This window comes from Streptomyces sp. NPDC022910 (assembly GCF_055561075.1).
In genome coordinates this window covers 28798-50364 of the sequence record NZ_JBVHHL010000043.1, presented here as the reverse complement: position 1 = coordinate 50364, position 21567 = coordinate 28798, and the positions used below count along the sequence as shown (strand labels likewise).

Genomic DNA, 21567 nt, shown 5'->3' with positions numbered 1-21567 from the left:
GGTCAGCGGGTGCCGTTGGCGGCGAACTTGGCGACGGCGTCGACGTTGTCCTTGGTGACGAAGGCCGGTCCGGTGAGTACTGGGGCGGTGCCGCCGCCGCTGAAGTTGCCGTTGGTCTTGTACAGCCACAGGGCGTCGAGGGCGAGGTAGCCCTGGAGGTAGGGCTGCTGGTCGACCGCGAACTCCACTGAGCCGCTCTGGACGGCCTTGACCAGGTCCTTGTTGAGGTCGAATGTCGCGATCTTGGCCTTGCTGCCCGCGTCGGACACCGACTGCACGGCTGTCAGCGCGAACGGGGCGCCGAGCGTGACCACCTGGTCGATGGAGGAGTCCTTCTGGAGCTTGGCGGTGATCGTCGACTTCACGGACGGCATGTCGGTGCCGTTGACGTAGAGGTTTTCCGTCGTGCCGTTGAAGCCCTTCTTCAGACCCGCGCAGCGGGCTTCCAGTGCGACCTGTCCCTGCTCCTGGATGACGCACAGGGTGTGCTTGGCACCGAGTTGGTTGAGCCGCGCGCCGAAAGCCTGGCCCGCGATGTTCTCGTCCTGGCCGAAGTACTCGAGCATCCCGAGCTGCTTCCAGTCGTCGAGCCCGGAGTTGAAGCCGACGACCGGGATGCCGGCCGCCTTGGCCTTGGCCACGACCGCCTTCATGGCGTCGGGCTTGGCGGCGGTGAGAGCGATGCCGTCGACCTTCTGGTCGATGGCGTTCTGTACAAGGTTGGCCTGGTTACCGGCATTGGGGTCGCTGGAGTAGACGAGCTTCACGTTGTCCTTCGCAGCGGCGGCCTGGGCGCCCTTGCGGATCAGGTCCCAGAAGGTGTCGCCCGGGGCGGCATGGGTGATCATGGCCACCGTCATGCGGGGGGTGGTGGCCTTGCCCGCGGAGAGGTTGGTGCCGACCTCTTCGGACTTCTTGCCGCCGGAGCTGCTGGAGCAGCCGGAGGCGAGCAGTGTGCCGGTGAGAACGACGGCGGCCAGGGCGGCGGCTCGGTGGTTTCTGTGCATGTCCCTTGTACCTCGCTGTGCGGTCGGGGTTCGTCTCAGGGGAAGGCGGTCGGTCTGAGGGGCCGGGGCGTGTCCGTCGATGTCAGGGCGCGCCGCCGGTGGACGGAACGTCGCAGGCGCGTGGACAACGGGGTTTGTTCGTTCTTGCGGCACTGACTGTCGGCCCGACGGGGTGCCCGGTACGCCCGGATGGAGCTCCGTGAGGGCGGTCATGGGTGTGGACCGCGTAAGACGGTGCTACTAGAGCGCTTTATTAGCGCGCTCTAGTAGCACGTACTATGGGGCTGCACTCAGGAGATGTCAATCGGTTTGTCAGGACGTTTCGACAAGGCGATCGATGCGGGTGAAGGTCGGTCCGGTTCCCGGTGCGGCTTGCGGATTCGGCACAAGCCGGCACCTCGACCCCCGGTCTCGGTCAGGGTGCAGGTACCCCTCATGGCCCGTGCCGCTCGGGTGCGTCGCGCCACGGAGCGCCGGTCCGGGTCCGCCGCCGCATGCCGTCGATCAGCTGTCGGCGGGTCCATACCGGTGGACTGCCCGGCTTCCTCCTCTCGGCAACAGCGGCCGCAGCCGCACCGACTGGCCGTTCGTCAGGTCACTACAGCCCACGAACTGTGATGATCTACGACCTGGATCCGCCTTCTCCACAGGCCCTAGAGGTCGAGGACCACTTCGGTGGTGGGTCGGCTGCAGCAGACGAGGATGGTGCCGGGCTCGGGGGGTTCGAGGGGTTGGGTGGTGTAGGTGATGTCGCCCGAGACGAGGTGGGTGATGCAGGTGTGGCAGACGCCGGTACGGCAGGACCAGCGGGTGGGGATGTCGCAGGCCTCGGCGAGGTCGAGGAGGGTGGCGTGGGCCGGTGACCAGGGGGTGGAGATGCCGCTGCGGGCGAAGGTGATGAGTGGGCCGGTGCCCGTGGGACCCGGTGGTTGGTGTGGCCGGATCGCGGCCGTGGGCGTGACGCCGGGGTTGATGGCGGGGAGGGCGCTGAACTGTTCCGTGTGGATCCGCTCAGGGCGCAGACCGTGATCGCGCAGGAAGCCGCCGAGGTCGTCCATGAAAGCGGACGGTCCGCAGACGTAGGCGTCCGCGTCGGCGGGGATGCCCAGGGCCGCGAGCGATGCGGCGGTCGGGCGGCCCCGGGTGATGTGGGGCTCATCGGGACGTGGGGCTTCGGCGGTGTAGTAGACGTGCTCGTGCGCGTCGGCGAGCTGCGCCAGGAGCGTGTGGGTCTCGTTCGCGAAGGCGTGGTGTGGGCGGTCGTGGGCGGTGTGGATCCACCACACCGGGCGTGGGTCTTGTGCGGCGGCGAGTTGGTGGAGCATGGCCAGTACCGGGGTGGCACCGATTCCTGCGGAGATGAGCACGACGGGACGGGAGCCTTCTTCGAGGACGAAGGTCCCGCGGGGGCCGGCGATGTCCACGAGGTCGCCGGGGTGCAGGCGGGTGTGGAGGTAGTGACTGACCCGGCCGTGGGGCTCGTGCTTCACGCTGATGCGATAGGTGCCGGTTCCGGGCGCGGAGGACAGGGAGTAACTGCGCACTGCAGGGGCGGCCTCGTCGGCGGCCAGCCGGATCGAGAGGTATTGGCCTGGACGCGCCTCGGGCAGTGGTGTGCCGTCAGGGGTTTCGAGGTAGATCGACGAGATGGCGGGGGTCTCGGCGACGATGCGGGCGACCCGCATGGTCTTGAAGCCCGGCCACCCCGGTTCCTCTCTGGGCTGCTGAGCGCCGGCGAGTTCACCCGGCCATCCCGGTTCCTGTCTGGGCTGCTGGGCGGCGGCGAGTTCGCGGAAGGACTGCTGCCATCCCGGGCTGAGGGCAGGGATGTTCAGTGCCTTGCGCAGCTTTTCGGGGTCTCGGTCGGGGAGATACAGGAGCGCGTCGGTGTCGGCGACGCTGAGTTCTTCCGGGCCCTTGCGGGTGAGGGTGATCTCGTCGCCGGCCCGGACGTGTCCCTCGGTGATGACGCGCAGGTAGAAGCCGGGGCGGTGATGGGCCACGAGAAGGGAGGCCATGGCGGGTTCGCCCAGGCGCATGCCGACGCGGTAGCAGGTGACGCGAGGCTGTGTGACTTCGAATTCGGCTTCACCGATGCGGTACCGGTCGCCGATGCACACCTCGTCGTCCGAAAGGCCGTCGACGGTGAAGTTCTCTCCGAAGATGCCGAAGGTCAGGTCGTCGCGGCCGAGTTGCTTTTGCCAGTACTGGTAGGACTGAGCTTGGTAGACGAGGACGGCGCGCATCTCGCCTCCGTGCCCGGCCAGGTCACCTTGCCCGTCTCCGTCGATGTTCAGCCGCCGCACCATCCGAGGGCCGTGGACGGGGGACTTCCACACTCCGGTGTGGACCGTCCTTCCCTGCCAGGAGACGTCCTTGGGCATCCCCACGTTCACGGACAGCAGCGTCGCCATCGCAGACCTCCTGCGTGGGTGGCCGGCCGGGCAGCCCTCATGGCGCTGATCTGTGCACTCGGGTCGATACTAGTTCTTCGGCCGACGCCGCCGCGATTCCGTCATCGTCAATCTTTTCGTGTATTCGCTGAGATTTCTTGAACGGACGGCACGGGTGCCGAAACGCGCGTATTCGTCTTTCCTCGGCTGGTCATTCGCATCACGCATTCTTGCGAGGTGGCGGGGTTGTGCCGCTGCACACGCCGCCCCGCCTGGACCTCGGCGTGTGGGTCTATCAGTTCGTCGCGGCCCGGCAGACCCCGTTGACGGTCGTGTTGCGGACCCGGAGCCCGCGGACCGGCGCCCAGCCGGTGGGGGTCGGCAATGGGCGTGACCATCGTGCCGGTGTCCGGGCCGGCGGACCTGCATCGCTGGAGAAACGCTCCTCGGTTGCGCGTGCAGGGGCGTCCGGTACCTGAGGCTGGGGCGATGACAGAGCCTGTTCATGGACCAGACGGACCAGGAGAGCCGACGCCGTTCGGCTTGGAGCGTGATCCTGCCCGGGTGGTCGCGTTCAGCGACGGCGTCATCGCCATCGCCATCACGCTGCTCGTCCTGGAGATCCGTCCGCCGCACGACACCCGCCACCTTTTGCACGGCCTCGCCACGCTCTGGCCGTCCTACCTGGCCTACTTCCTTACCTTCATGCTGATCGGGCAGGTGTGGGTCAATCATCACATCATGTTCGACCACATCCGCAGCGCCGACCGGGTGGTGCTGTTCCTCAACACGGTGCTGCTGATGGACATCGCGCTGCTGCCGTTCGCCGCCTCCGTACTGGCCCAGGCGTTCCGCGACGGACACGGGCAGCGCACCGCCGTCGTCCTCCACGGCATCGCCTTCGGACTTCTGGCCGTTCTGTTCAATGTGATCTGGTGGTACGCGCGCCATGATCGCCGGTTGCTCACCACCTCCATCGATTCAGCCGGCGTGGTGGCCATCAGCCGACGCTTCCGACTCGCCCTTGTCTGGCTCGCCACCGGAACCCTGCTCGGCGCCCTGCTTCCCGTCCTCGGCGTGGCCGTGATCGCCGCCTTTATTCCCTACTACTGGCTTCCCATCGCGGGCGAGATCGCCAAGGTAAAGCGTCGGCGTCACCGTGGGCATCGGACATGACTGTCGAGGGTTTCCCCCCACCGGTCGTTTGCTTTTCGCCAGGCGCGCAGATCAGCAAGTGCCTGTGAACAGGCTGATCGCTTGTCGGCCGGCCTGCGCGCTCGCGGGCCGCTCCGTGCGCCGAGAGGGCTGTCGGACGCGTTACTCGGCTGCGCCGTCGCGGGTGCGCTGGTAGTGGCGCCTGGCCTTCATCCTGTTGCCGCACACGGCCATCGAGCACCAGCGGGCCTTGTTGGTCTTGCTGCGGTCGAGGAGGAACCGTCGGCACTCCGGGTTGCCGCACGGGCGCAGCCGGCCGGGCATCGTCTCCTGCAGCGCGCCCCAGGTGAGAACGGCGTCCACGGCAATCCGGTGCTCCGTGGGGGCGTTGAGCTCCCAGGACACGCCGGCAGGGGAGAGGCGGGGGTGTGAGGTGACGTCCTTGAGGAGCGGACCTAGCGACGCGGCCGGCCGGCTGCCGCGCACAACGCTCTGCAGGGCATCGCGCGCCTGTACGAGATATCGGCGCTCCTCTACGCTGCCACGGCCGCCGTGCACTCGCTGCCAGGCCTTGGCGGCCTCCGGATCTGCCAGCTGGTCCTGGACCACCCCGTTGACCACCGGCGTGGTGTTGAGGAGCTCCAGCAGTGCGTCCTGCTGCTCTCGATCGGCCACCATTGCCGCCTCCTAACCACATTGATTCGTTTGACAGGTTACATGAGGGTGTTCATGGGCGGTGCCCGAACGCCACGGGCCTGCTGATCGCGGGAGCCCTGGAGGGCCGACGGGCGTGATCCCGAAGGGGCGCGAGGCGAGGTCGGCATGGGGGGGTCGAGGCCCCCGGCTGCGCTGGCTCATGACCGTCCACTGGCGGAGGCTGGATGCAGGCCGCCGGCCTGCTCCCGCCCTCGATCCCGCCTCGTGTCCGGCAGTGGGCGCGTTCGGCCCGGGCGCGGCGGCGCCCCTCGTGAACCACACCCACCCAGCTAACCAGTAAAAGTAGCTTGACGGGTTAGAAATGGCATGGTCGACTGGTTCCATAACCAGTGAAGCTCCATAGATGGGTTAGGGAAATGGCCCCCGCAGTCCACCACCGCACCGCCACCGTCGACGGCCTCGAGGTCTTCTACCGGGAGGCCGGAGGCCCGAAGGCACCCTCCGTGGTGCTGCTCCACGGCTTCCCGACCAGCTCGCACATGTTCCGCCACCTGATTCCGGCGCTCGCCGACCGATACCACGTCATCGCCCCCGACCACATCGGGTTCGGCCAGTCCGCAATGCCGACCCTGCAGGACTTCCCCTACACCTTCGACGCCCTCACCGAGGTCACCTCCGGCCTGCTCCGGCAGCTGGGCATCGACCGGTTCGCGATGTACGTGCAGGACTACGGCGCCCCCATCGGCTGGCGGCTCGCCCTCCAGGCCCCGGACCGCATCACGGCGATCATCACCCAGAACGGCAACGCCTACGAAGAGGGCTTCGTCAAGCCCTTCTGGGACGGCGTGTTTGCCTACGCCGAGGCGCCCGGACCGGACACCGAAGCCCCCATGCGCGGCGCCCTGACGGCAGAGGTCACACGCTGCCAGTACGTGAACGGAGTCGCCGACCCCAGCCTCGTCAGCCCTGACAACTGGGTTCACGACCAAGCCCTGCTGGATCGGCCCGGCAACGACGAGATCCAGCTCAAGCTGTTCCGCGACTACCCCACCAACGTGGACCTCTACCCGCAGGTCCACCAGTACTTCCGCGACTCCCAGGTTCCGCTGCTGGCGGTCTGGGGAGCACGCGACGAGATCTTCGGCCCCGCGGGCGCGGAGGCGTTCGGCCAGGACCTGCCAGGCGCCGAGGTCCACCTGCTCGAGTCCGGGCACTTCGCCCTGGAGAGCCACCTCGAGACCATCACCGACTACATCAGCGACTTCCTCGCCCGCGTCCTCGCCTGACGCGCCAAGGGTCGAGGCGGCTGTGGTGGGCGCGGGCCTCGCAGGTCCCTTCTGCCGCAGTCGGCAAAGGACCCGTCATGCAACATCTCACGCAACACGCCTTCAGCTCCACCCCCCAGACCGTGCGCACCGTCCGTGCCTTCGCGATGCAGGCGCTCGACGACTGGGGCGGGTGCCGACGCCGCGACGACATCCGGGCCTGTGTCTCCGAACTGGCCGGCAACGCCGTCCAGCATGGAAGCCCGGACGGCGGGGAGTACCTGGTCCGCCTCATCCGGCACCCCTACTGCCTCCACCTTGAAGTCCACGACAGCGCGTGCCGGTCAAGCGTCCGTGTCCCTGCTCTTTCCGCGAGTAGGGAGTCAGGCCGAGGCATGCACATCGTCCAGGAACTCTCCGACGATGGGGAGTCCGGACCAGCACGGGAGACGGCAAGGTCGTCTGGATCTGCTTCCGCAGGCCCGAGGCCGCCGTCGCTCGCTGCTCCCGCAGCCCTTACCGGGCAACGGCAACCACCCACCCGCACACCGGGGTTCCACTTCTCACAGCGCACCCCGCAGCCGGAAGGAACACACCATGGGACTGTCCTGGCAGCAAGGCCCCCTTTCCGAAGGCGCGATCGGACATTTCCTCACCGCCGAACCCCTGCCCGAGCGCCTCCTGTTCGCCGAGCGGCTGCGCCGCCGCATGCGTGTGAAGTTCAACGACGCCTGGATCGCCGACAGCGAGAACGTGATCCTGCTGCACGAGCCGGGCCGCTACCCGGTCGCCTACTTCCCCCGCGAAGACGCGGACCAACAGGCCCTGGTCGCAAGCGGCAAGGTCACCCACCACAAGGATCTCGGGGACACCGCCTGGTACGCGGTGCACGCCGGCGACCGCACCACGGAACGCGCCGCCTGGGAATTCACCGCGCCACCCGGGCACGCCGCTGAATTCCAGGGCCGTATCGCGTTCGCCTGGCGCGCGATGGACGCCTTCTACGAGGAGGACGAGCGCATCCTGGGACACGCCGCGGACCCCTACCACCGCATCGACATCCGCAATACCTCCCGCACCCTGGAAGTCCGCCTCGACGACACCGTAGTGGCCCGCTCCGAGCACCCCGTCGTGCTGTACGAGTCCGGATTCGCCCCGCGCTGGTACATCCCGCGCGCCGACATCGACGAGAACCAACTGCGCCCGGTCGAAGGCCAGACCTTCTGCCCCTACAAGGGCCTGTGCGACTACTACGACATCGGTGACGCGCGCCGCGCTGCCTGGACGTACCGCGACGCCTACCGGGAGGTCGAACGGATCGGCGACATGGTGTCGTTCGAGCCTGACCAGGTCGAGGTCTATCTCGACGGCAAACGCCTGGAACCCGAGCCGGGGCAGAAGGTCATGCCGCATGGCGTCGACCGAGGTCTGGACGTCGACGAGATCAGGAACCGCTGACCTTCCGCGATATGCGAAAAGTCTGGCGTTGGCCACCGAAAGACGCATGTCAGAACCCTGCGGAACGAAAGCCGATGCGTGTTGGCCTCGGCGCGGATTGATCGAAGGAGGAATCCCATGTCGACGTCGCTGCAAGGCAGAACGGTCCTCGTGGTGGGCCGTGGCAGCGGCATCGCCCGTGCGGTCGGTGACGCAGCCCTTGAAGCGGGGCCCGTGTCGTCGCGGCCGGCCGCGACGAGGCCGCGCTGGGGGAGAGCTACCAGCGGACGGCAGTCAAGGTCGCCACCGTGGACATGACCGACGAGACGTCAATCTCGGTTCTTGCAGCGGAAGTCGGCCCCGTCGACCACGTGATCGCCGCTGCCTGCGCCCGGGCCCGTGGCACCGTCGGGGAACTGGAGCCGGACGCGATTCTGAGGTCGTTCCACACCAAAGTCGTCGGCCCGATCATGCTTGCCAAGCACTTCGCGCCCACGATGCCGGCCGACGGCTCCTTCGTCCTGCTCTCCGGTGTGGCCGGGCTTGAGCCCGATCCCGGATTCCTCGGGGTCGCGGCGACCAACGGCGCCGTCAACACCGTCGTGCGTTCGCTGGCCGTGGAACTGGCACCGATCCGGTTCAACGCGGTCTCGCCCGGCACGGTCGACACCGGAGCGTGGGACGCACTTGGCGAGCAGAAGAAGGCCGAGTTGTTCGCACGTCTGTCCGCCCACAACCCGCGCGCCGCATAGGCACCCCGCAGGACGTCGCTCACGCGATCCTCTTCGCGATGACGAACACGTTCCTGACCGGCGTCTGCCTCCCCGTCGACGGCGGACAGCCACTCGTCTGATTCGTAAATAGATCGCGTCCAAGGTCGAGAACCCCGATCCGCCTTCGATTTACAGGCCAACAGGGTGGGGCTTGGCCTCCGGACTACTGACCCACCACACCTGCAGCCTGTCTGCGAAACTCCGGACACCACCAGTCGGCCTGGAAGGTCCCGGCCAGGATCCCGATGCGGTCCTGGACCCGCAGCACTACGCCGACGTGGCCCGGACGGCGGAAGGGGGCGTGCTGGTCTCGGTCTTGACTTGACGCGCCGAGCCGTCAGTCCCGTATGTCCTGCAGCAGCCACGCGCGCGGGATCTCGTGGCCGAGGCCGCGCTCTCGGGCCCGCTCGTAGACGATCGCCGCGATGGCGTGGAACTGGGCTCCCTGGATGTTGCCGCGTTCGGAGAACGTCACCTGCTCGTCGTCGTCGCGGGCGCGGGCACGGCCTGCGAGCACGGCGTCGAGGCGGACCACCCTGGCTTCCTCCGGAGGTCGGCGAGCTCCGCTGCCGTGGTGGCGGCGTCGCCAGACGGCGGCCTCCGGTTGGGCCCGGTACGTGACGTACTCGTCGTCGGTGGCCCAGGCCGGGGTGAACGAGGGCACACTGGTGCTGCCGAGTCGCAACCACACGTCGAAGCGCCGCTGTGCCTGTGCGTCGGGGCGCCCGCCGATGCAGGTGACGTGGGTACCCGGACGCAGATGGCGTCCGAGGACGACGTCGCCGACAGCGTCGGTGCAGCCGGCCACGATGTCCGCGCCGGTATGGACCTTCTCGGGTTCGTCGACCGCGACGACGTCCAGGCCGTGCAGATCTCGCATCTGTGCGGCGAAGCGCTCGCGGTGGGCCCGGGTCGGGCTGTAGACCTGGACCCGCTCCAGCGGGCGCACGGTGCGGAAAGCCTCGACGTGGCTGCGTGCCATGCCGCCCGAACCGAGCAGGCCGAGCACACGGGCGTCCTCGCGCGCCCCGAGGCGCGCACCGATGGCGGAGTCGGCGCCTACGCGCAGATGCTGCAGCAGCCCGTCGTTGAGCAGCGCGACGGGTTCGCCGGTTCGCACCTCGAGCAGGAGCACAAGCCCGCAGAACATGCCCGGACGGACGCAGTACTTCTTCTGGGTCCGGTGGCCCGGGGGACCGGTCTCCGTGAGTACGTCCGATTTCATGCGGATGGCCACATAGCCGCTGCGTGCCGAGCCGCCCTCCATCGTTCCCCACTGGTAGACGCGCTCGTCGTCCAGCGGCAGGGACAGATCGATGCGCGGGCGGCAGACGCCGATCCCGGCGGCCAGATCCCGGTACGACTCCTCGAGTGCGCGCACCACGTCGTGCATGGTGAGCACGGCGGCCGTGACCTGGTTGTCGAGGACGAGCATGATCCTCCGTTCGGTCGGCTCGGCACCGGTGGGGCGCCGGTCAGGGGCGCAAGGGCGTACCAGGACCTTCGTGCTCCGCCCGGGCCGCGAGATGGCGCCACATCGCCGACACGTTGAACGCCGGTCCCAGATCGGGCAGTTCGGCGATGTCCTCGTCGGGAATCGGGCGCAGGGGAGCGCCGGTGGCGGCCACGGCGAGGGCCATGCGGGCCAGGGAATCCACGGCCAGGGCCCGGGTGACGGCCTCCGCGACGGCCTGGGCCGGGTCGCCGTTGCCCACGGCGACCAGTCCGTGCCCTCGCAGCACCACGACGGGGCGGTCCCCGAGCGAGGCCACCATCTGCTCGGCCAGGTCGCGGCGGCGGATCAGGGCCGAGCGGGGCCAGACGGGAATCCCGTCGTGCGCGAGCCGGGCTGCCGGGATGTCGTAGGAACCCACGAGCGGGAGCCAGGGAAGATCCGCCACGGACGCAGCGACCACCGCGGGTGGATGGGCGTGCACCACGGCGGTGACCTCCGGCCGCGACCGCAGGATCTCGGCATGGATCGGCAGTTCGCTCGGCGCCGTCCAGCCGGACGGGACCTCGCCCGTGCCGTCCAGGTCGACCTCCTGCACGTCCTCCACGACGGTGAAGCCGAGCCCCCGCTCTTCGGGCCCGCGCCCGCGGACGAGGAAGGCGTCGGGGCCGGTCCGCGCGCTCACGTGGCCGAGGATGTGCTCGACCAGGCCGGTGACGGCGAGTACCCGGCACGCGAGCGCGACACGTTCGCGCAGCGCTTCGTACGACTCCACCTGGAATTCGCCCGCCCCTGTCTATTGGTCTGTTGGTATGACTTTAAGCCATTGTGACGGCGGACGTCAACGAAGCTGCTGGTCATGCGACAATGCGCACATGCCATCGCGACCCAGTCAGGCTCAGCGCGCTGAGACCGACGAGACGACCGTCAAGCAGGCCGCCCCGCCCGAGGGGCTCTTCAAGACGGTCTCCTCCAGTCGCGTCTCGCAGCTGATCGTCGACCAGATCCGGATGCTCCTGAAGGAGGAGCGCCTCCAGCCCGGTGACCGGCTGCCCAGTGAACGCGAGCTGTGCACACAGTTCGGCGTGAGTCGCGTGACCGTGCGGGAGGCGCTGCGCAGCCTGGAGGCCAGCGGGCTCGTCGAGATCCGGGTCGGCGCCCGCGGCGGCGCGTTCGTGACGGCGCCGTCGTCCCGCCGGGTCGGGGAGGGGCTCGCCGACCTGCTGTCGCTGTCGCCGCTGACCGCCGCCGAGGTCACCGAGGCCCGGCTCGTGTTCGAGCTCGGCATCGTGCCCCTCATCGTCGAGCGTGCGACCGATGAGGACCTCGACGCGCTCCGCGCGCTGTGCGACGAGCACGCCGAGGCCGTCAAGCAGGGCACATACGATATGGAGATGTCTGCGGACTTCCACACCCGCGTCGCCGCGTGCACGCACAACTCCGCGATCGAGATGCTCGTCCAGTCCTTCCACGGCCCTCTGCTCATGAGCCTGCGCGAGGCACAGAGCATCGAGCCGCAGATGGGGCAGCGCGGATCGAAGGAGCACCGCAAGTTCGTCGAGGCCATCGCGGCGCGTGATGCGGAGACCGCGACGGAGATCATGCGTACACATCTGAAGCGGACCGCGTCCAGAGTGAAGGGCGCCGGCCGCGGCAGGTGACCGGAAGTGGCGCAGCCCCGGGTCCCGTTGGGCCCGGGGCTCTTTTATGTCCCCAGCATAGGCATTATGGTTAGACCATCAGGTGATCAGAAGGCTTCGGCCATCACAGGAGGCACCATGGGCAAGAAGGGGCGAGTCTTCGTCCGCGGCCTGACCTCGGAGACGTACGGACTCGGCGAGTACCGCCGCAGGCAACTGGCCGTCAACCGGGTTCGCGACGACTCCGTGGTCGTCGACGACGCCAAGGTGGCCCACTCGGGCGACAGCGAGAAGTCCCGGACGTGGTGGCGTGTGGGGCCGGGGGACGAGGACTTCCTCACCCAGACGATCCAGGTCCACTTCGTCGAACTGCCGCCGCAGTCCAGCAACCATGGGCACGGCCACCAGAACGAGGCGGCCTTCTACATCCTCCAGGGCCGGGGCTACGAGATCCATGACGACCAGCGCTACGACTGGACCAAGGACGACCTCGTCTTCGTCCACACCGACTCCGTGCACCGCCATTTCAACCCCTATGACGAGACAGCCACCGCCCTCGTGGTGAAGGCCAAGAGCACCTGGATGTTCATGGGCCTGTGGCAGCAGGGACGCAGTGGCCCCATCGCGCACGAGGCCGAGTTCGGTCCCCGCGAGGACTGGTCGCGGATCTGGACGCCCGGCGTGGGGGACCGCAAGAAGGTCATCGGCCTCGCCGACACCACCTGGGAGAACACCGCCCTGGGCCGGGTCCGGGTGATGTCCTCTCCTGAGCGCACCGACGCCCGTATCTTCTCCATCGACGCCTTCGAGCTCGACATTCCCGCAGGCAGCCGCTCGGGCAAGTACTGGAAGATGGCCGACGAGGTGTTCTACGTACTCGACGGCAGCGGGTACGCCCTCCAGTGGGAGGTCGAGGCGGAGATCGCCGAGAAGTACTACGCACGGGTCGCACTTGAGCCGACCCGGCACGAGATCACCAAGGGCGACACGCTGTACGTGCCCCAGAACCACGTGTGCCAGCTCTTCGCCTACGACGGCACGCCCCTGCGCCTGCTGTCGGCGCAGAACCGCGTCTTCAAGCACCTCGGTTACGACACGGTGCACTTCCTGGAGGACGCTCCCGAGTACGAGGCCCCGCAGACCGCCTGACGCCCCCGACCGCTTCGGCCCCACACCGTGCCGATGGGTGTGGGGCCGAAGCCCTGCGGGCCGTACGTAGCGTCATGGGCGGGCTGCCGCGGCCTCCTCTGCTGCGGAGACGAGGTCGTCGACGCTCAACAGAGACGGCTGCCACGCCGTCGCCACACGCAGGGCGAGCGCCCCGTGCACGGTCTTGCGGATCCGGCGCCCGTCCAGGCCGGCCAGCAGCTTGCCCACGCGCTGATGCACAGCGGGATCCTCGGCCAGCGCGGACAGTTCGGGCCACTGCGCCGCCAGACCGCGCAGCGAGTCGGCGACGATCAGCGGGACCACCGACTCGTCGGGCAGCTCGGTGTGCACGACCAGGTCGGCCCGGGAGAGGAACGCCTCGTCGACGGCCTCGGCGAAGTTCGTCGTGACGACGAGCAGGGTGCCCGGGCGCTGGGCCCGCAGCGCGTCCAGACCGCTGAGCACGGCGTCCGTGGCCCGGTGCACGTCGACCGGGTTGGTGTCGAAGGACGCCGAGTGGCGCCGGACGGCAAGCGCTTCTACCTCGTCGATGAGGACCAGGGTGTGTGGACGGCGTGCGGCCAGCTCCGGGAGCGTCTCGCGGAACAGTCGCGAGACCGCGCGCTGGCTCTCGCCCAGCATCTCGCTCGGAAACGCGTGCGGATCGACCTCGAGGAGCGTCGTCGCGCCGTGCGGAGCCAGCGCGCGGGCGGCGGCCTGGGCGAGGCCCTGGGCCAGCGTGGTCTTTCCGGTGCCGGGCGGCCCGACCAGCACCACCAGGCCGTGCGGTGCGACGGGTGAGCCCGCGAGCCGCCGCCCGTGCCGGAGCACGAGCACGGCGGTCGCGAGCAGTCGTTCCTTGACGCGGGGATCGATGATCACGGAGTCCCACGGTCCGTCGTGGTGGTCGGCGGGCAGCGCGTGGATTCCGGCGATTCCGTGCGGCAGTGCGGTGCTCACCGCTGGCGTCCCCCGTTCACGGCCACGTGGGGCGCGTCAGCGCCGGCCAGTGGATCGTCGACGGGTCGCCCGCCTGCGCGTCGCGGATGTGGTCCGGCGGCTCCTCGAACAGCACCAGCGGATCGCACAGAGCCCGCATCGTCTCCAGCAGGCTGTCGAACATGTGGATGCGCACCACTTTGGCCGTGCGGTCCGCCGCGGTGTTGATGTGCTGGTGCCACAGGAAGTGGTCGACGACGATGATGTCGCCCTTCTTCCACGGGTGCCGCTCGCCGCCCTCCGGCTCGGTGCCCAGATAACTCTCCCCGGCGCCCTCGACGACGTACAGCCACGCCTCGCCCGGGTGCCGGTGCATCGACTGGGCGCGGCCCGGTCCGATCTCGAACATGGCCATCGTGATGCCGGACGCTTGGTACCCGATGGCGCGGTCCAGCAGGAACGTCGTCCTGGTGCCGCGCGGGGTGTTGCGCAGCTCCAACTCCTCCCAGCTGGTGTGCAGCCGGCCGGAGCGGCGGGCATCCTGGTCGCGGGCGAGCCGCCGCAGACGCGTGGCGTACGGATCGGCGCCGTCACGGCCCGGCGAGTACGGCGGACGCGGCGGCAGATCCGTCACGGGGGTGTGTCCCACGTCCTCGAGGACGGCCATGCCCATCGTCTCCAGCAGCGGCCCGCCGGAGAAGGTGAGGTAACGCGTCGTCGTGCCCCCGTCGTTGCCGCTGCGGTGCCAGGACCAGGCCGGCAGGTGCAGCGAGTCGCCGGGGCCCCAGTCGACGCGCTTGCCGTCGATTTCGGTCCAGCCCCAGCCGGCCACGACGAAGACCATGGCGTCCCAGGAATGACGGTGCAGCGTGGTCGTGGTCCCAGGGTCCAGTTCGTGCGCCAGGGCGTCCATCGTGCGGGTCGGCCGGTCGCCGTCTGCACCGACGTAGACGCCCACGCGGCTGCCCCGTTCGGTGGGATGCATCACGACGTCCTCGAGGGCGACGACGGTGCGCTGGTTTCTCCGCCACTCCTCGATGAAGGCGGCTCGTCGGCGTTTCTGTACGTGGTAATGGGTGACCCCGGTCGTGGTGTGCGTGCTCAACGTGTCTCCCAGAGGTGAGCAGGGCAAGGGGCGTCGGAGGGGAACGGTGATCAGGAGGTGGCGGGCTGGGCCGCGGGCACGGTGTACTCACGGACCGTGCGGCTGCGCGCCGCGCTCGCGCCCGAGACGGCCGTCGGCAGCAGACCTCCGAGGGTCAGGGCGACGACGGGGCCGAGGGCACCGGCGAGCAGGCCCATCAGCGAGTCGCCGATGGCGGGTCCGCCCCGGGAGCACATCTGGTAGATGGCGGAGACGCGGCCGCGTAGCTCGTCAGGCGTCTCCACCTGGACGGCGGCATGGCGGACGGTGGTCGCCACCGCGTCCGCGGCCCCCAGGGCGAGAGCCATGACGGTCGCCACCGGGAAGGCGCGCGACTGGGCCAGGCCCACCACGGCCAACCCGTACGCGGCCGTTCCCCACAGCACGATCCGCCCGGCGCGTGCCGTGCGCACGAGCCGGAACACCCACACCGACCCGATCAGCGCCCCGGCCGAGGGCGCCGCGGACAGCAACCCGTAGCCGGTGGGGCCCACATGCAGGACGGTGGCGGCGAAGGCGGGCAGCAGCACCCGGTAGGCGCCGAACACCGTCGCGGTCATGTCCAGGCCCATCAGTTGCCAGACCACGGGCCGGTCCGCCACGTACCGCACACCCTGCCGCAGGCTTTCCAGCAGCGACCGCCGCTCGCCGCCGCCTGCCAGCGGCGGCACCCGCAACAGAGCCAGGACGCCGACGAGCACGGCGTACGTGACGGCGTCGAGGATGTAGACCGCCCCGGGCCCGCCGACGGCGATCAGCACGCCGGCGAACGCGGGGCCCACCAGGACCGCCAGCTCGCGCGAGGGGTTGAGCAGGGCGAAGGCCTCGACGAGCCGTTCGCGCGGAACCATCGCCGGGATGAGCGCCTGCCGGGCGGGCTGGTCGAAGGTCGCCGCCGCCGTCGCGAGCAGCGACGAGACGACGACCGTCCACACCGTGGCGGCGCCGACGAGGGTGACCGCGGCGAGCACCGCCGACACCAGCAGCGCGACGCCCTGCGTGACCTGGAGCAGTCGGCGCCGGTCCAGCCGGTCGGCGTAGATCCCGCCGGCCGGTGACAGCACCAGCAGGGCCACCGCCTGGGCCAGACCGACGAGCCCTACCTGCGCGGTCGAACCGGTGAGCTGGTAGACCTGGTAGAGGTTGGCGGCGACGGCGCCCCGGGTCCCGATCTGGGAGAGGACGACGCCGCCCCAGTAGAGGTCGAAGTCGCGGTTGCGCAGTACCTCGGGTATCGGCATCGGTCAGTCGACCGGGACGAGCGTCACCTTGTCCGGGGCGACCGAGAAGTGCACCTCGGTGCCCGGCGGGATCGACAGGTTGGGATTGGAGCGGTTGCGGATCTCCAGGCCGCCGACGCCCACTATGTGGTCGACGACATCGCCCATGAAGGCGCGGGTGAGCACGGTGCCCGACCACTCGTTGGGCACGTCGCCGCGCCGCTCGCGGGACAGGTCGACGCACTCGGGCCGGATCGAGATCAGCACCGTGTCGCCGACCGAGGGCGCCTGGTCCGCCCGGTGGGCGACGAGGCGGCCCTGCGCCGTGTCGACCTGCACCTCACCGCCTCCGACCGAGACGACCTTGGCCTCCATGAAGTTGGAGGTGCCGATGAACTCGGCGACGAAGCGGGTCGCCGGTTTGGTGTAGATCTCGCGTGGCTTGCCGATCTGCTCTATGCGGCCCCGGTTCATCACCGCGATGCGGTTCGACATCACGAGCGCCTCGGACTGGTCGTGCGTCACGTAGATCGCGGTGAGGTTCAACTCCCGCTGCAGTCGCTTGAGTTCGAAACGCATGCTCTCGCGCAGCTTGGCGTCCAGGTTGGACAGCGGCTCGTCCAGCAGCATCAGTTCGGGCCGGGTCACCAGCGCCCGCGCCAGGGCCAGGCGCTGCTGCTGGCCGCCGGAGAGCTTGGTGGCGGGACGGGTGGCGTAGGCGCCCAGCTCGGTGACGTCGAGGACCTGTCCGACACGCTCCTCGATCTCCTTGCGCCCGGGACGCTTGGCGCGGGGCATCACCTCCAGCGGGAACGACACGTTCTTGAAGACCGACATGTGCGGCCAGATGGCGTACGACTGGAAGACCATGCCGAGCCCGCGCCGGTTGGCTCGCATGTTGACGCCCTGCTTCGCGTCGAACAGCACCCGCCCGCCGAGCGTCACGCGGCCCTCCGTGGGGCGTTCGAGGCCCGCCACCGAACGCAGGGTGGTGGTCTTTCCGCAGCCGGAGGGGCCGAGCAGCGTGAACAGCTCGCCGTCGCGCACCTCGAAGTCGACCCCGCCGACGGCGTACACACGCGTGCCCTCGTCGGGCCGGCGCCTGGAGGCGCGTGCGGCCGTGTCGTCGTAACTCTTCTTGAGGGATTCGACCGTCAACATCGCTGAAGGTCCCTTCGATCAGTTCGCGGAGTCGCTCTGCAGCCCGAAGCGGGCACCCAGGCGGTAGGCAACGGAGACGAGGACGACGAGCAGGACGACCATGCAGACGCCCAGGGCGGCGAGGGTGGTGAACTGGCCGTTCTCGAACTGCTCCCAGATCAGCACCGACAACACTTCCTTACCGGGGCTGTAGAGCAGGATCGTGCTGGACAGCTCACGGAAGGACACGACCAGGATGTAGACCCAGCCGGCCAGGATGCCGCCGCTCATCAGCGGCAGCAGCACACGGCGGAAGGTCTGGAACCACGAGGCGCCGGAGACCGCGGCCGATTCCTCCAGCTCCGGCGACATCTGCGCCATCGCCGACGAGGAGTAGCGCATGCCGTACGGCAGGTAGCGCGTGCAGTACGACACCAGCAGGATGAGGAGCGTGCCGTAGATCGGCAGCGACATCCGCAGGTACACGAACGACAGCGCGAGACCGAGGACGAGGCCGGGGATCACGATCGGGGTGAAGGCGAGCAGGTCGAGCAGTCGCCGTCCCGGGGCCCTGGTACGCAGGACGACCCACGCGACGATCGCGGTGAGGAGCATCACCGCCGTGGCGGCGCCCACCCCGACGATGAGCGAGTTCTTCAGGGCCGTGAACGCCAGGGGCATGTCGAGGACCGAACGGTAGTTGTCCAGCGTCATCTGGCTGAGGGTCTTGCGCGTCGGTGCGGCGTAGTACTTCAGCAACGAGGCGTAGACGAGGACGGCGACCGGCAGGACCACGGTGAGCAGGAAGTAGAGGATCACGCCGGCTCCGACGAACGGACGCGCACGGCCCAGCTCGACCGGGCGCGGCCGGAACGCCTTCCCGGTCACCGTCTGGAAGTTGCGCGAGGATCGCTGCAGCCAGCTGGAGACCGGCACCCCGACCGCCGCGATGGCCAGCAGGCCGATGGCGTAGGCACCGGCGGCCCCGTAGTCGATGGGGTAGGCCCGCAGGACGAAGTAGATCCTGCTCGTGAAGACGTAAGTGCCGTTCTGCAGTCCGAGCAGGCCTGGCACCTCGAAGCTCTCCAGGGACTGGACGAACATCAGCAGCGCCGCGGAGATCATCGCCGGCCGCAGCAGCGGCACCGTGACGCGCCGCAGGACGGTGAGTCTGCTCGCCCCCGACATGGCGGCGGACTCCTCCAGCGAGGGGTCCATCGCACGGAATGCGGCGACCATGAGCAGGAACGCGACCGGAGCGAGGTGCAGCCCCTGAACCCAGATCATGCCCCACACGCTGTAGATGTTGATCGGCGACGAGCCGAACAGGGGCTTGAAAACGAGGGAGTTGAGCAGTCCGCTCGACGGGTCGCCGAGGAAGATCCAGGACGTGGCGTAGAGGATGCCGGGGACGATGAGCGGCACGAGCGACGCCGCGAAGAACAGACCCTTGAACGGGGTGTCAGTCCGTACCTGCACATACGCCAGTGCCACGCCGATGACGAGCGCGAGCGCGGCCGAACCGCACGCGAACCACAGGGAGTTGAGCATCATCTCGCCGGACTGCGAGTTGCCGCCGTAGGCCCGCGAGAACGCGCCGAAGGAGATGCCGTTTCCGTCGGCGCTGAGAAAGGTGTCGTGGATCAGATAGCCCAGGGGCACGATCGCGAGGTAGCCGACCACGATGACGGCGCCACCGACCAGCAGGCCCTGCAGGGAGAGAGGACGCCGCAACAGCCGTACGAGCCTGCCCGCCCGTCCGCTTTCGGTGGGCCGCGGAGCGAGGCTCGGCCCGGCCTCGGGACCGTCGTCCCGCGAGGCCGTGGACGTGGGTACGAGGGTCATCGGGTCACTTCCCCACGGTGGCGGCGCCGCGCAGCAGCGCGTCGTACTTCTTTTCCCAGGTGCCGTTGTCCTTGCTGAGCCCCTCGACATCGAAGGGGACGAGGGTCACGCCGGTGAGGCTCTTGTCCCCGGGGACCTTTGTCGACGGGGTGAGCCCGAGCTTGACGAGTTCCTTCTGCCCGTCCGTGAGCAGCCAGTGGTAGAACAGCCAGGCCGCCGCCGGGTGCTGGGCCTGCTTGATCATGCCGACGCCGTTGGGCCGGGCGAATGCGGGTATCTTCGACACCCCGCCCTTGGGCAGGTGGGTGACGGGAGCGCCCTTCTGGGCGGCCCGGTCCGTGATGTAGGTGTAGTTCATCGCCTCCATCGGAGTCTGGCCTGCGGCGAGGAACTGCATCATCGTCGTGTGGCCCTTGGCCACCTTGGAGTTGGCGACGATGTCCTTCCACAGCGTGTCCACCTGGGCCTGCGTCTTGCCGTGGTCCAGCCAGTACTTGGTGACGTTCTCGAACCAGTCGCTGTCGCTGACCTCGAGGGTCAGCTTGCCCTTGTACTTGGGCAGGGCGAGGTCCTCCCAGCTGTTCGGCTCGTCGCCGGCCTTGATCAGGTCGGTGTTCCACGCGGGCTGGAAGACGTTGAGCCGGCTCGCCGTCCAGTGCGCGAACTTGCCGGCCGGCTCCACCTTGTCGAGCGCGGAGCCGTTGAAGTCCGCCAGGAGGTTGTTGTCGGACAGGGCGGTCATCTCCAGGAAGTTGGTCTCCACCGCGTCGGCACCCGCTTTGCCGGCCTGGGCCTCCTGCAGGGTCCGCTGGAGGACGGTCTCGGAGTTGCCACGGAAGACGCTGACGTGGATGCCGTACTGCTTCTCGAAGGCCTGCGCGATGGGCGTCGCGATGTCCGCGGTCATCGAGGTGTAGAGGGAGAGGGTTCTGCCCTCCTTCTGGGCCAGCTCCTTGGCCTTGGCGACCTGCTGGTCCTTGGGGAGCGCGGCGATCTGCGCGTAGTCGCCGTTCGCCTTGGCGTCGGACGCGGTGGTGACGGCGCCGCCGCACCCGGTGGTGACGGTCGCGACCAGCAGTCCGGCCACGGCGAGGGTGGTGTTACGGGTCCTCATGCGGTGCTCTCCTGGAGAGGTGCGGGAAGGGATGTGCGGTCAGCTCGCCGCGGGGACTCCGCGCAGCAGCGCGTCGTAGGCGGTGTTCCACTTCTTGGTGTCGGTCTCGGCGGTCTTCGACAGGCTGTAGGTGGTGGTTCCGACCGGGATCGGGTCCTTGTAGCCGGGCACGCTCTTGGCCGCCGGGATCCGCAGGGACTCGGCGATGATCTTCTGACCGCCGCTGAGGACCCAGTCGGTCCACAGCAGCGCCGCGGCGGGGTGGCGCGGGCGGGCCATCAGCGCCACGCCGTTGGGGCGCAGGATCACCGGCTCGACGGCCGGCCGCCACGCCACGGGTGCGCCCTTCTTCGCCGCTTTGTCGACGGTGTGGCTGTAGACGGAGAGGGCCACGGCGAACTGGCCGGCGCTGAGCAGTTCGCCCTGCACCGTGTGGCCCTTGGTCACCTTGACGTTGGCGGCGATCTTTTCGAACAGGGCGTCCACGGCGGAGGGGCTCATGCCCTTCTCCTCGGTGAGGTAGGTGTGCATCGAGGCGTACCAGTCCCAGTCGCCGACCTCGACGGAGAGCTTGCCTTTCCACTTCGGGTCGGCGAAGTCGGCGAAGCCCTTGGGCTCCTGGCCCTTTTTGACCTGGTTGGTGTTCCAGCCGACGACGAAGGCGTTGAACCGCTCGGCCGTCCATCCGCCGAGGTTCTTGGCGGCGTCCTTCAGTCCGGCCGCGGCGGGCCCCTTGTAGGGGTGGAGCAGGTGCTGCGCGTCCAGCGCCCGCAGTTCCAGGTCGTTGGTGTCGATGACGTCGTTCTGCGGCTTGTCGGCCTGGTTCTCCTGCAGCGCCCGCTGGAGCACCGTCTCGGAGTTGGCCCGGAAGGCGTGGACCTTGATTCCCGGGTACGCCTTCTGGAATCCGTCGACGAGGTCCTGGATGTCGGTGTTCGAGGTGTACAGGTCCAGTACGCCACCGTCGCTCTTGGCGTCGGCGAGCAGCTTGCGCGTGCGGTCCTGGCCGGTGAGCGACTCGTACGCGGCGTAGGGGTTCTTGGCGGGGGCGGAGCCGGTGGTACCCGTCGTCGGCGAGGCTCCGCAGCCGGCGAGGAGGAGGCCGACGGCCAGGAGGCCGGCGGGGAGAGCACCTTGACGCATCGCACACTCCTTGGCGAGGCGGATGGCTCGTGGGGCGGACGGAAGAGCACAGAGCGTGGGGGAGGGTGCGGTCGCGCCGACGGCGGGTCAGTG

At 69.0% G+C, this 21567-nt stretch carries 18 protein-coding genes and 1 pseudogene; 7 read left to right on the top strand and 12 right to left on the bottom strand.

The window, feature by feature from the left end; genetic code table 11:
* Nucleotides 1-2: 2 nt before the first annotated feature.
* Both ACZ3TS_RS30890 and ACZ3TS_RS30885 read right to left on the bottom strand, forming a co-directional pair.
* Entirely contained in the window at nt 3-1007 is a 1005-nt protein-coding gene (locus ACZ3TS_RS30890; RefSeq protein WP_467624401.1) for a substrate-binding domain-containing protein, read from the bottom strand.
* Nucleotides 1008-1660: 653 nt separating this feature from the next.
* Nucleotides 1661-3421, bottom strand: coding sequence for an MOSC domain-containing protein (locus ACZ3TS_RS30885; protein ID WP_467624399.1), 1761 nt, complete (start codon nt 3419-3421; stop codon nt 1661-1663).
* Between the two features lie 363 nt (nt 3422-3784).
* Here ACZ3TS_RS30885 and ACZ3TS_RS30880 point away from each other — a divergent pair, with 363 nt between their 5' ends.
* Nucleotides 3785-4576, top strand: coding sequence for a TMEM175 family protein (locus tag ACZ3TS_RS30880; RefSeq protein WP_467624396.1), 792 nt, complete (start codon nt 3785-3787; stop codon nt 4574-4576).
* Between the two features lie 141 nt (nt 4577-4717).
* Here the strand turns inward: ACZ3TS_RS30880 and ACZ3TS_RS30875 are convergent, their stop codons facing one another.
* Complete coding sequence (locus ACZ3TS_RS30875; RefSeq protein WP_467624393.1) at nt 4718-5233, bottom strand: CGNR zinc finger domain-containing protein; 516 nt, start codon at nt 5231-5233, stop codon at nt 4718-4720.
* Nucleotides 5234-5628: 395 nt separating this feature from the next.
* On the opposite strand from ACZ3TS_RS30875, the gene ACZ3TS_RS30870 reads away from it, so the two are divergent.
* The 4 genes and pseudogenes from ACZ3TS_RS30870 (at nt 5629) to ACZ3TS_RS30855 (ending at nt 8666) form a co-directional block, all read left to right on the top strand.
* A complete protein-coding gene (locus tag ACZ3TS_RS30870) occupies nt 5629-6498 on the top strand; it encodes an alpha/beta fold hydrolase (RefSeq protein ID WP_467624390.1) in 870 nt (289 codons plus the stop codon).
* Between the two features lie 77 nt (nt 6499-6575).
* A pseudogene (locus ACZ3TS_RS30865) lies at nt 6576-6857 on the top strand (ATP-binding protein); the annotation flags it as partial.
* A gap of 217 nt (nt 6858-7074) precedes the next feature.
* On the top strand, nt 7075-7935 hold the full coding sequence (locus ACZ3TS_RS30860; RefSeq protein ID WP_467624388.1) for a DUF427 domain-containing protein: 861 nt from the start codon (nt 7075-7077) through the stop codon (nt 7933-7935).
* Nucleotides 7936-8180: 245 nt separating this feature from the next.
* A complete protein-coding gene (locus ACZ3TS_RS30855) occupies nt 8181-8666 on the top strand; it encodes an SDR family oxidoreductase (protein WP_467624445.1) in 486 nt (161 codons plus the stop codon).
* 358 nt (nt 8667-9024) lie between these two features.
* Here ACZ3TS_RS30855 and ACZ3TS_RS30850 read toward each other — a convergent pair whose 3' ends face one another.
* Both ACZ3TS_RS30850 and phtC read right to left on the bottom strand, forming a co-directional pair.
* Nucleotides 9025-10122, bottom strand: a complete 1098-nt coding sequence (locus tag ACZ3TS_RS30850; protein ID WP_467624385.1) for an ornithine cyclodeaminase family protein — start codon at nt 10120-10122, stop codon at nt 9025-9027.
* Between the two features lie 40 nt (nt 10123-10162).
* Nucleotides 10163-10915, bottom strand: a complete 753-nt coding sequence (gene phtC, locus ACZ3TS_RS30845; RefSeq protein WP_467624382.1) for a 3,4-dihydroxyphthalate decarboxylase — start codon at nt 10913-10915, stop codon at nt 10163-10165.
* A gap of 100 nt (nt 10916-11015) precedes the next feature.
* Here phtC and ACZ3TS_RS30840 point away from each other — a divergent pair, with 100 nt between their 5' ends.
* Nucleotides 11016-11801, top strand: coding sequence for a FadR/GntR family transcriptional regulator (locus tag ACZ3TS_RS30840; protein WP_467624381.1), 786 nt, complete (start codon nt 11016-11018; stop codon nt 11799-11801).
* Nucleotides 11802-11918: 117 nt separating this feature from the next.
* Nucleotides 11919-12929 carry a cupin domain-containing protein gene (locus ACZ3TS_RS30835; protein ID WP_467624379.1) on the top strand — a complete coding sequence of 337 codons (1011 nt, stop codon included), beginning with the start codon at nt 11919-11921 and terminating at the stop codon, nt 12927-12929.
* A 72-nt stretch (nt 12930-13001) separates the two neighbouring features.
* Here ACZ3TS_RS30835 and ACZ3TS_RS30830 read toward each other — a convergent pair whose 3' ends face one another.
* The 7 genes from ACZ3TS_RS30830 to ACZ3TS_RS30800 are packed head-to-tail and all read right to left on the bottom strand — an operon-like array spanning nt 13002 to nt 21474.
* Nucleotides 13002-13889, bottom strand: coding sequence for an AAA family ATPase (locus ACZ3TS_RS30830; RefSeq protein ID WP_467624376.1), 888 nt, complete (start codon nt 13887-13889; stop codon nt 13002-13004).
* A gap of 16 nt (nt 13890-13905) precedes the next feature.
* On the bottom strand, nt 13906-14973 hold the full coding sequence (locus ACZ3TS_RS30825; protein ID WP_467624374.1) for a cupin domain-containing protein: 1068 nt from the start codon (nt 14971-14973) through the stop codon (nt 13906-13908).
* Nucleotides 14974-15023: 50 nt separating this feature from the next.
* Nucleotides 15024-16253, bottom strand: coding sequence for an MFS transporter (locus ACZ3TS_RS30820; protein WP_467624372.1), 1230 nt, complete (start codon nt 16251-16253; stop codon nt 15024-15026).
* A 3-nt stretch (nt 16254-16256) separates the two neighbouring features.
* Entirely contained in the window at nt 16257-17393 is a 1137-nt protein-coding gene (locus ACZ3TS_RS30815; protein ID WP_467624369.1) for an ABC transporter ATP-binding protein, read from the bottom strand.
* An 18-nt stretch (nt 17394-17411) separates the two neighbouring features.
* The gene (locus ACZ3TS_RS30810) at nt 17412-19217 is read right to left on the bottom strand and encodes an ABC transporter permease (protein ID WP_467624367.1); all 1806 of its coding nucleotides are present in this window, start codon (nt 19215-19217) and stop codon (nt 17412-17414) included.
* A gap of 4 nt (nt 19218-19221) precedes the next feature.
* Complete coding sequence (locus tag ACZ3TS_RS30805) at nt 19222-20331, bottom strand: ABC transporter substrate-binding protein (protein ID WP_467624365.1); 1110 nt, start codon at nt 20329-20331, stop codon at nt 19222-19224.
* A gap of 39 nt (nt 20332-20370) precedes the next feature.
* Nucleotides 20371-21474, bottom strand: a complete 1104-nt coding sequence (locus ACZ3TS_RS30800) for an ABC transporter substrate-binding protein (RefSeq protein WP_467624362.1) — start codon at nt 21472-21474, stop codon at nt 20371-20373.
* Between the last annotated feature and the right edge of the window lie 93 nt (nt 21475-21567).

Excerpts from the sequence above, each read along its gene's own strand:
- ACZ3TS_RS30890 (WP_467624401.1), bottom strand. The coding sequence starts at position 1,007 with ATGCACAGAAACCACCGAGCCGCCGCCCTGGCCGCCGTCGTTCTCACC.
- ACZ3TS_RS30885 (WP_467624399.1), bottom strand. The coding sequence starts at position 3,421 with ATGGCGACGCTGCTGTCCGTGAACGTGGGGATGCCCAAGGACGTCTCC.
- ACZ3TS_RS30880 (WP_467624396.1), top strand. The coding sequence starts at position 3,785 with ATGGGCGTGACCATCGTGCCGGTGTCCGGGCCGGCGGACCTGCATCGC.
- ACZ3TS_RS30875 (WP_467624393.1), bottom strand. The coding sequence starts at position 5,233 with ATGGTGGCCGATCGAGAGCAGCAGGACGCACTGCTGGAGCTCCTCAAC.
- ACZ3TS_RS30870 (WP_467624390.1), top strand. The coding sequence starts at position 5,629 with ATGGCCCCCGCAGTCCACCACCGCACCGCCACCGTCGACGGCCTCGAG.
- ACZ3TS_RS30860 (WP_467624388.1), top strand. The coding sequence starts at position 7,075 with ATGGGACTGTCCTGGCAGCAAGGCCCCCTTTCCGAAGGCGCGATCGGA.
- ACZ3TS_RS30850 (WP_467624385.1), bottom strand. The coding sequence starts at position 10,122 with ATGCTCGTCCTCGACAACCAGGTCACGGCCGCCGTGCTCACCATGCAC.
- ACZ3TS_RS30840 (WP_467624381.1), top strand. The coding sequence starts at position 11,016 with ATGCCATCGCGACCCAGTCAGGCTCAGCGCGCTGAGACCGACGAGACG.
- ACZ3TS_RS30835 (WP_467624379.1), top strand. The coding sequence starts at position 11,919 with ATGGGCAAGAAGGGGCGAGTCTTCGTCCGCGGCCTGACCTCGGAGACG.
- ACZ3TS_RS30820 (WP_467624372.1), bottom strand. The coding sequence starts at position 16,253 with ATGCCGATACCCGAGGTACTGCGCAACCGCGACTTCGACCTCTACTGG.
- ACZ3TS_RS30815 (WP_467624369.1), bottom strand. The coding sequence starts at position 17,393 with ATGTTGACGGTCGAATCCCTCAAGAAGAGTTACGACGACACGGCCGCA.
- ACZ3TS_RS30810 (WP_467624367.1), bottom strand. The coding sequence starts at position 19,217 with ATGACCCTCGTACCCACGTCCACGGCCTCGCGGGACGACGGTCCCGAG.
- ACZ3TS_RS30805 (WP_467624365.1), bottom strand. The coding sequence starts at position 20,331 with ATGAGGACCCGTAACACCACCCTCGCCGTGGCCGGACTGCTGGTCGCG.
- ACZ3TS_RS30800 (WP_467624362.1), bottom strand. The coding sequence starts at position 21,474 with ATGCGTCAAGGTGCTCTCCCCGCCGGCCTCCTGGCCGTCGGCCTCCTC.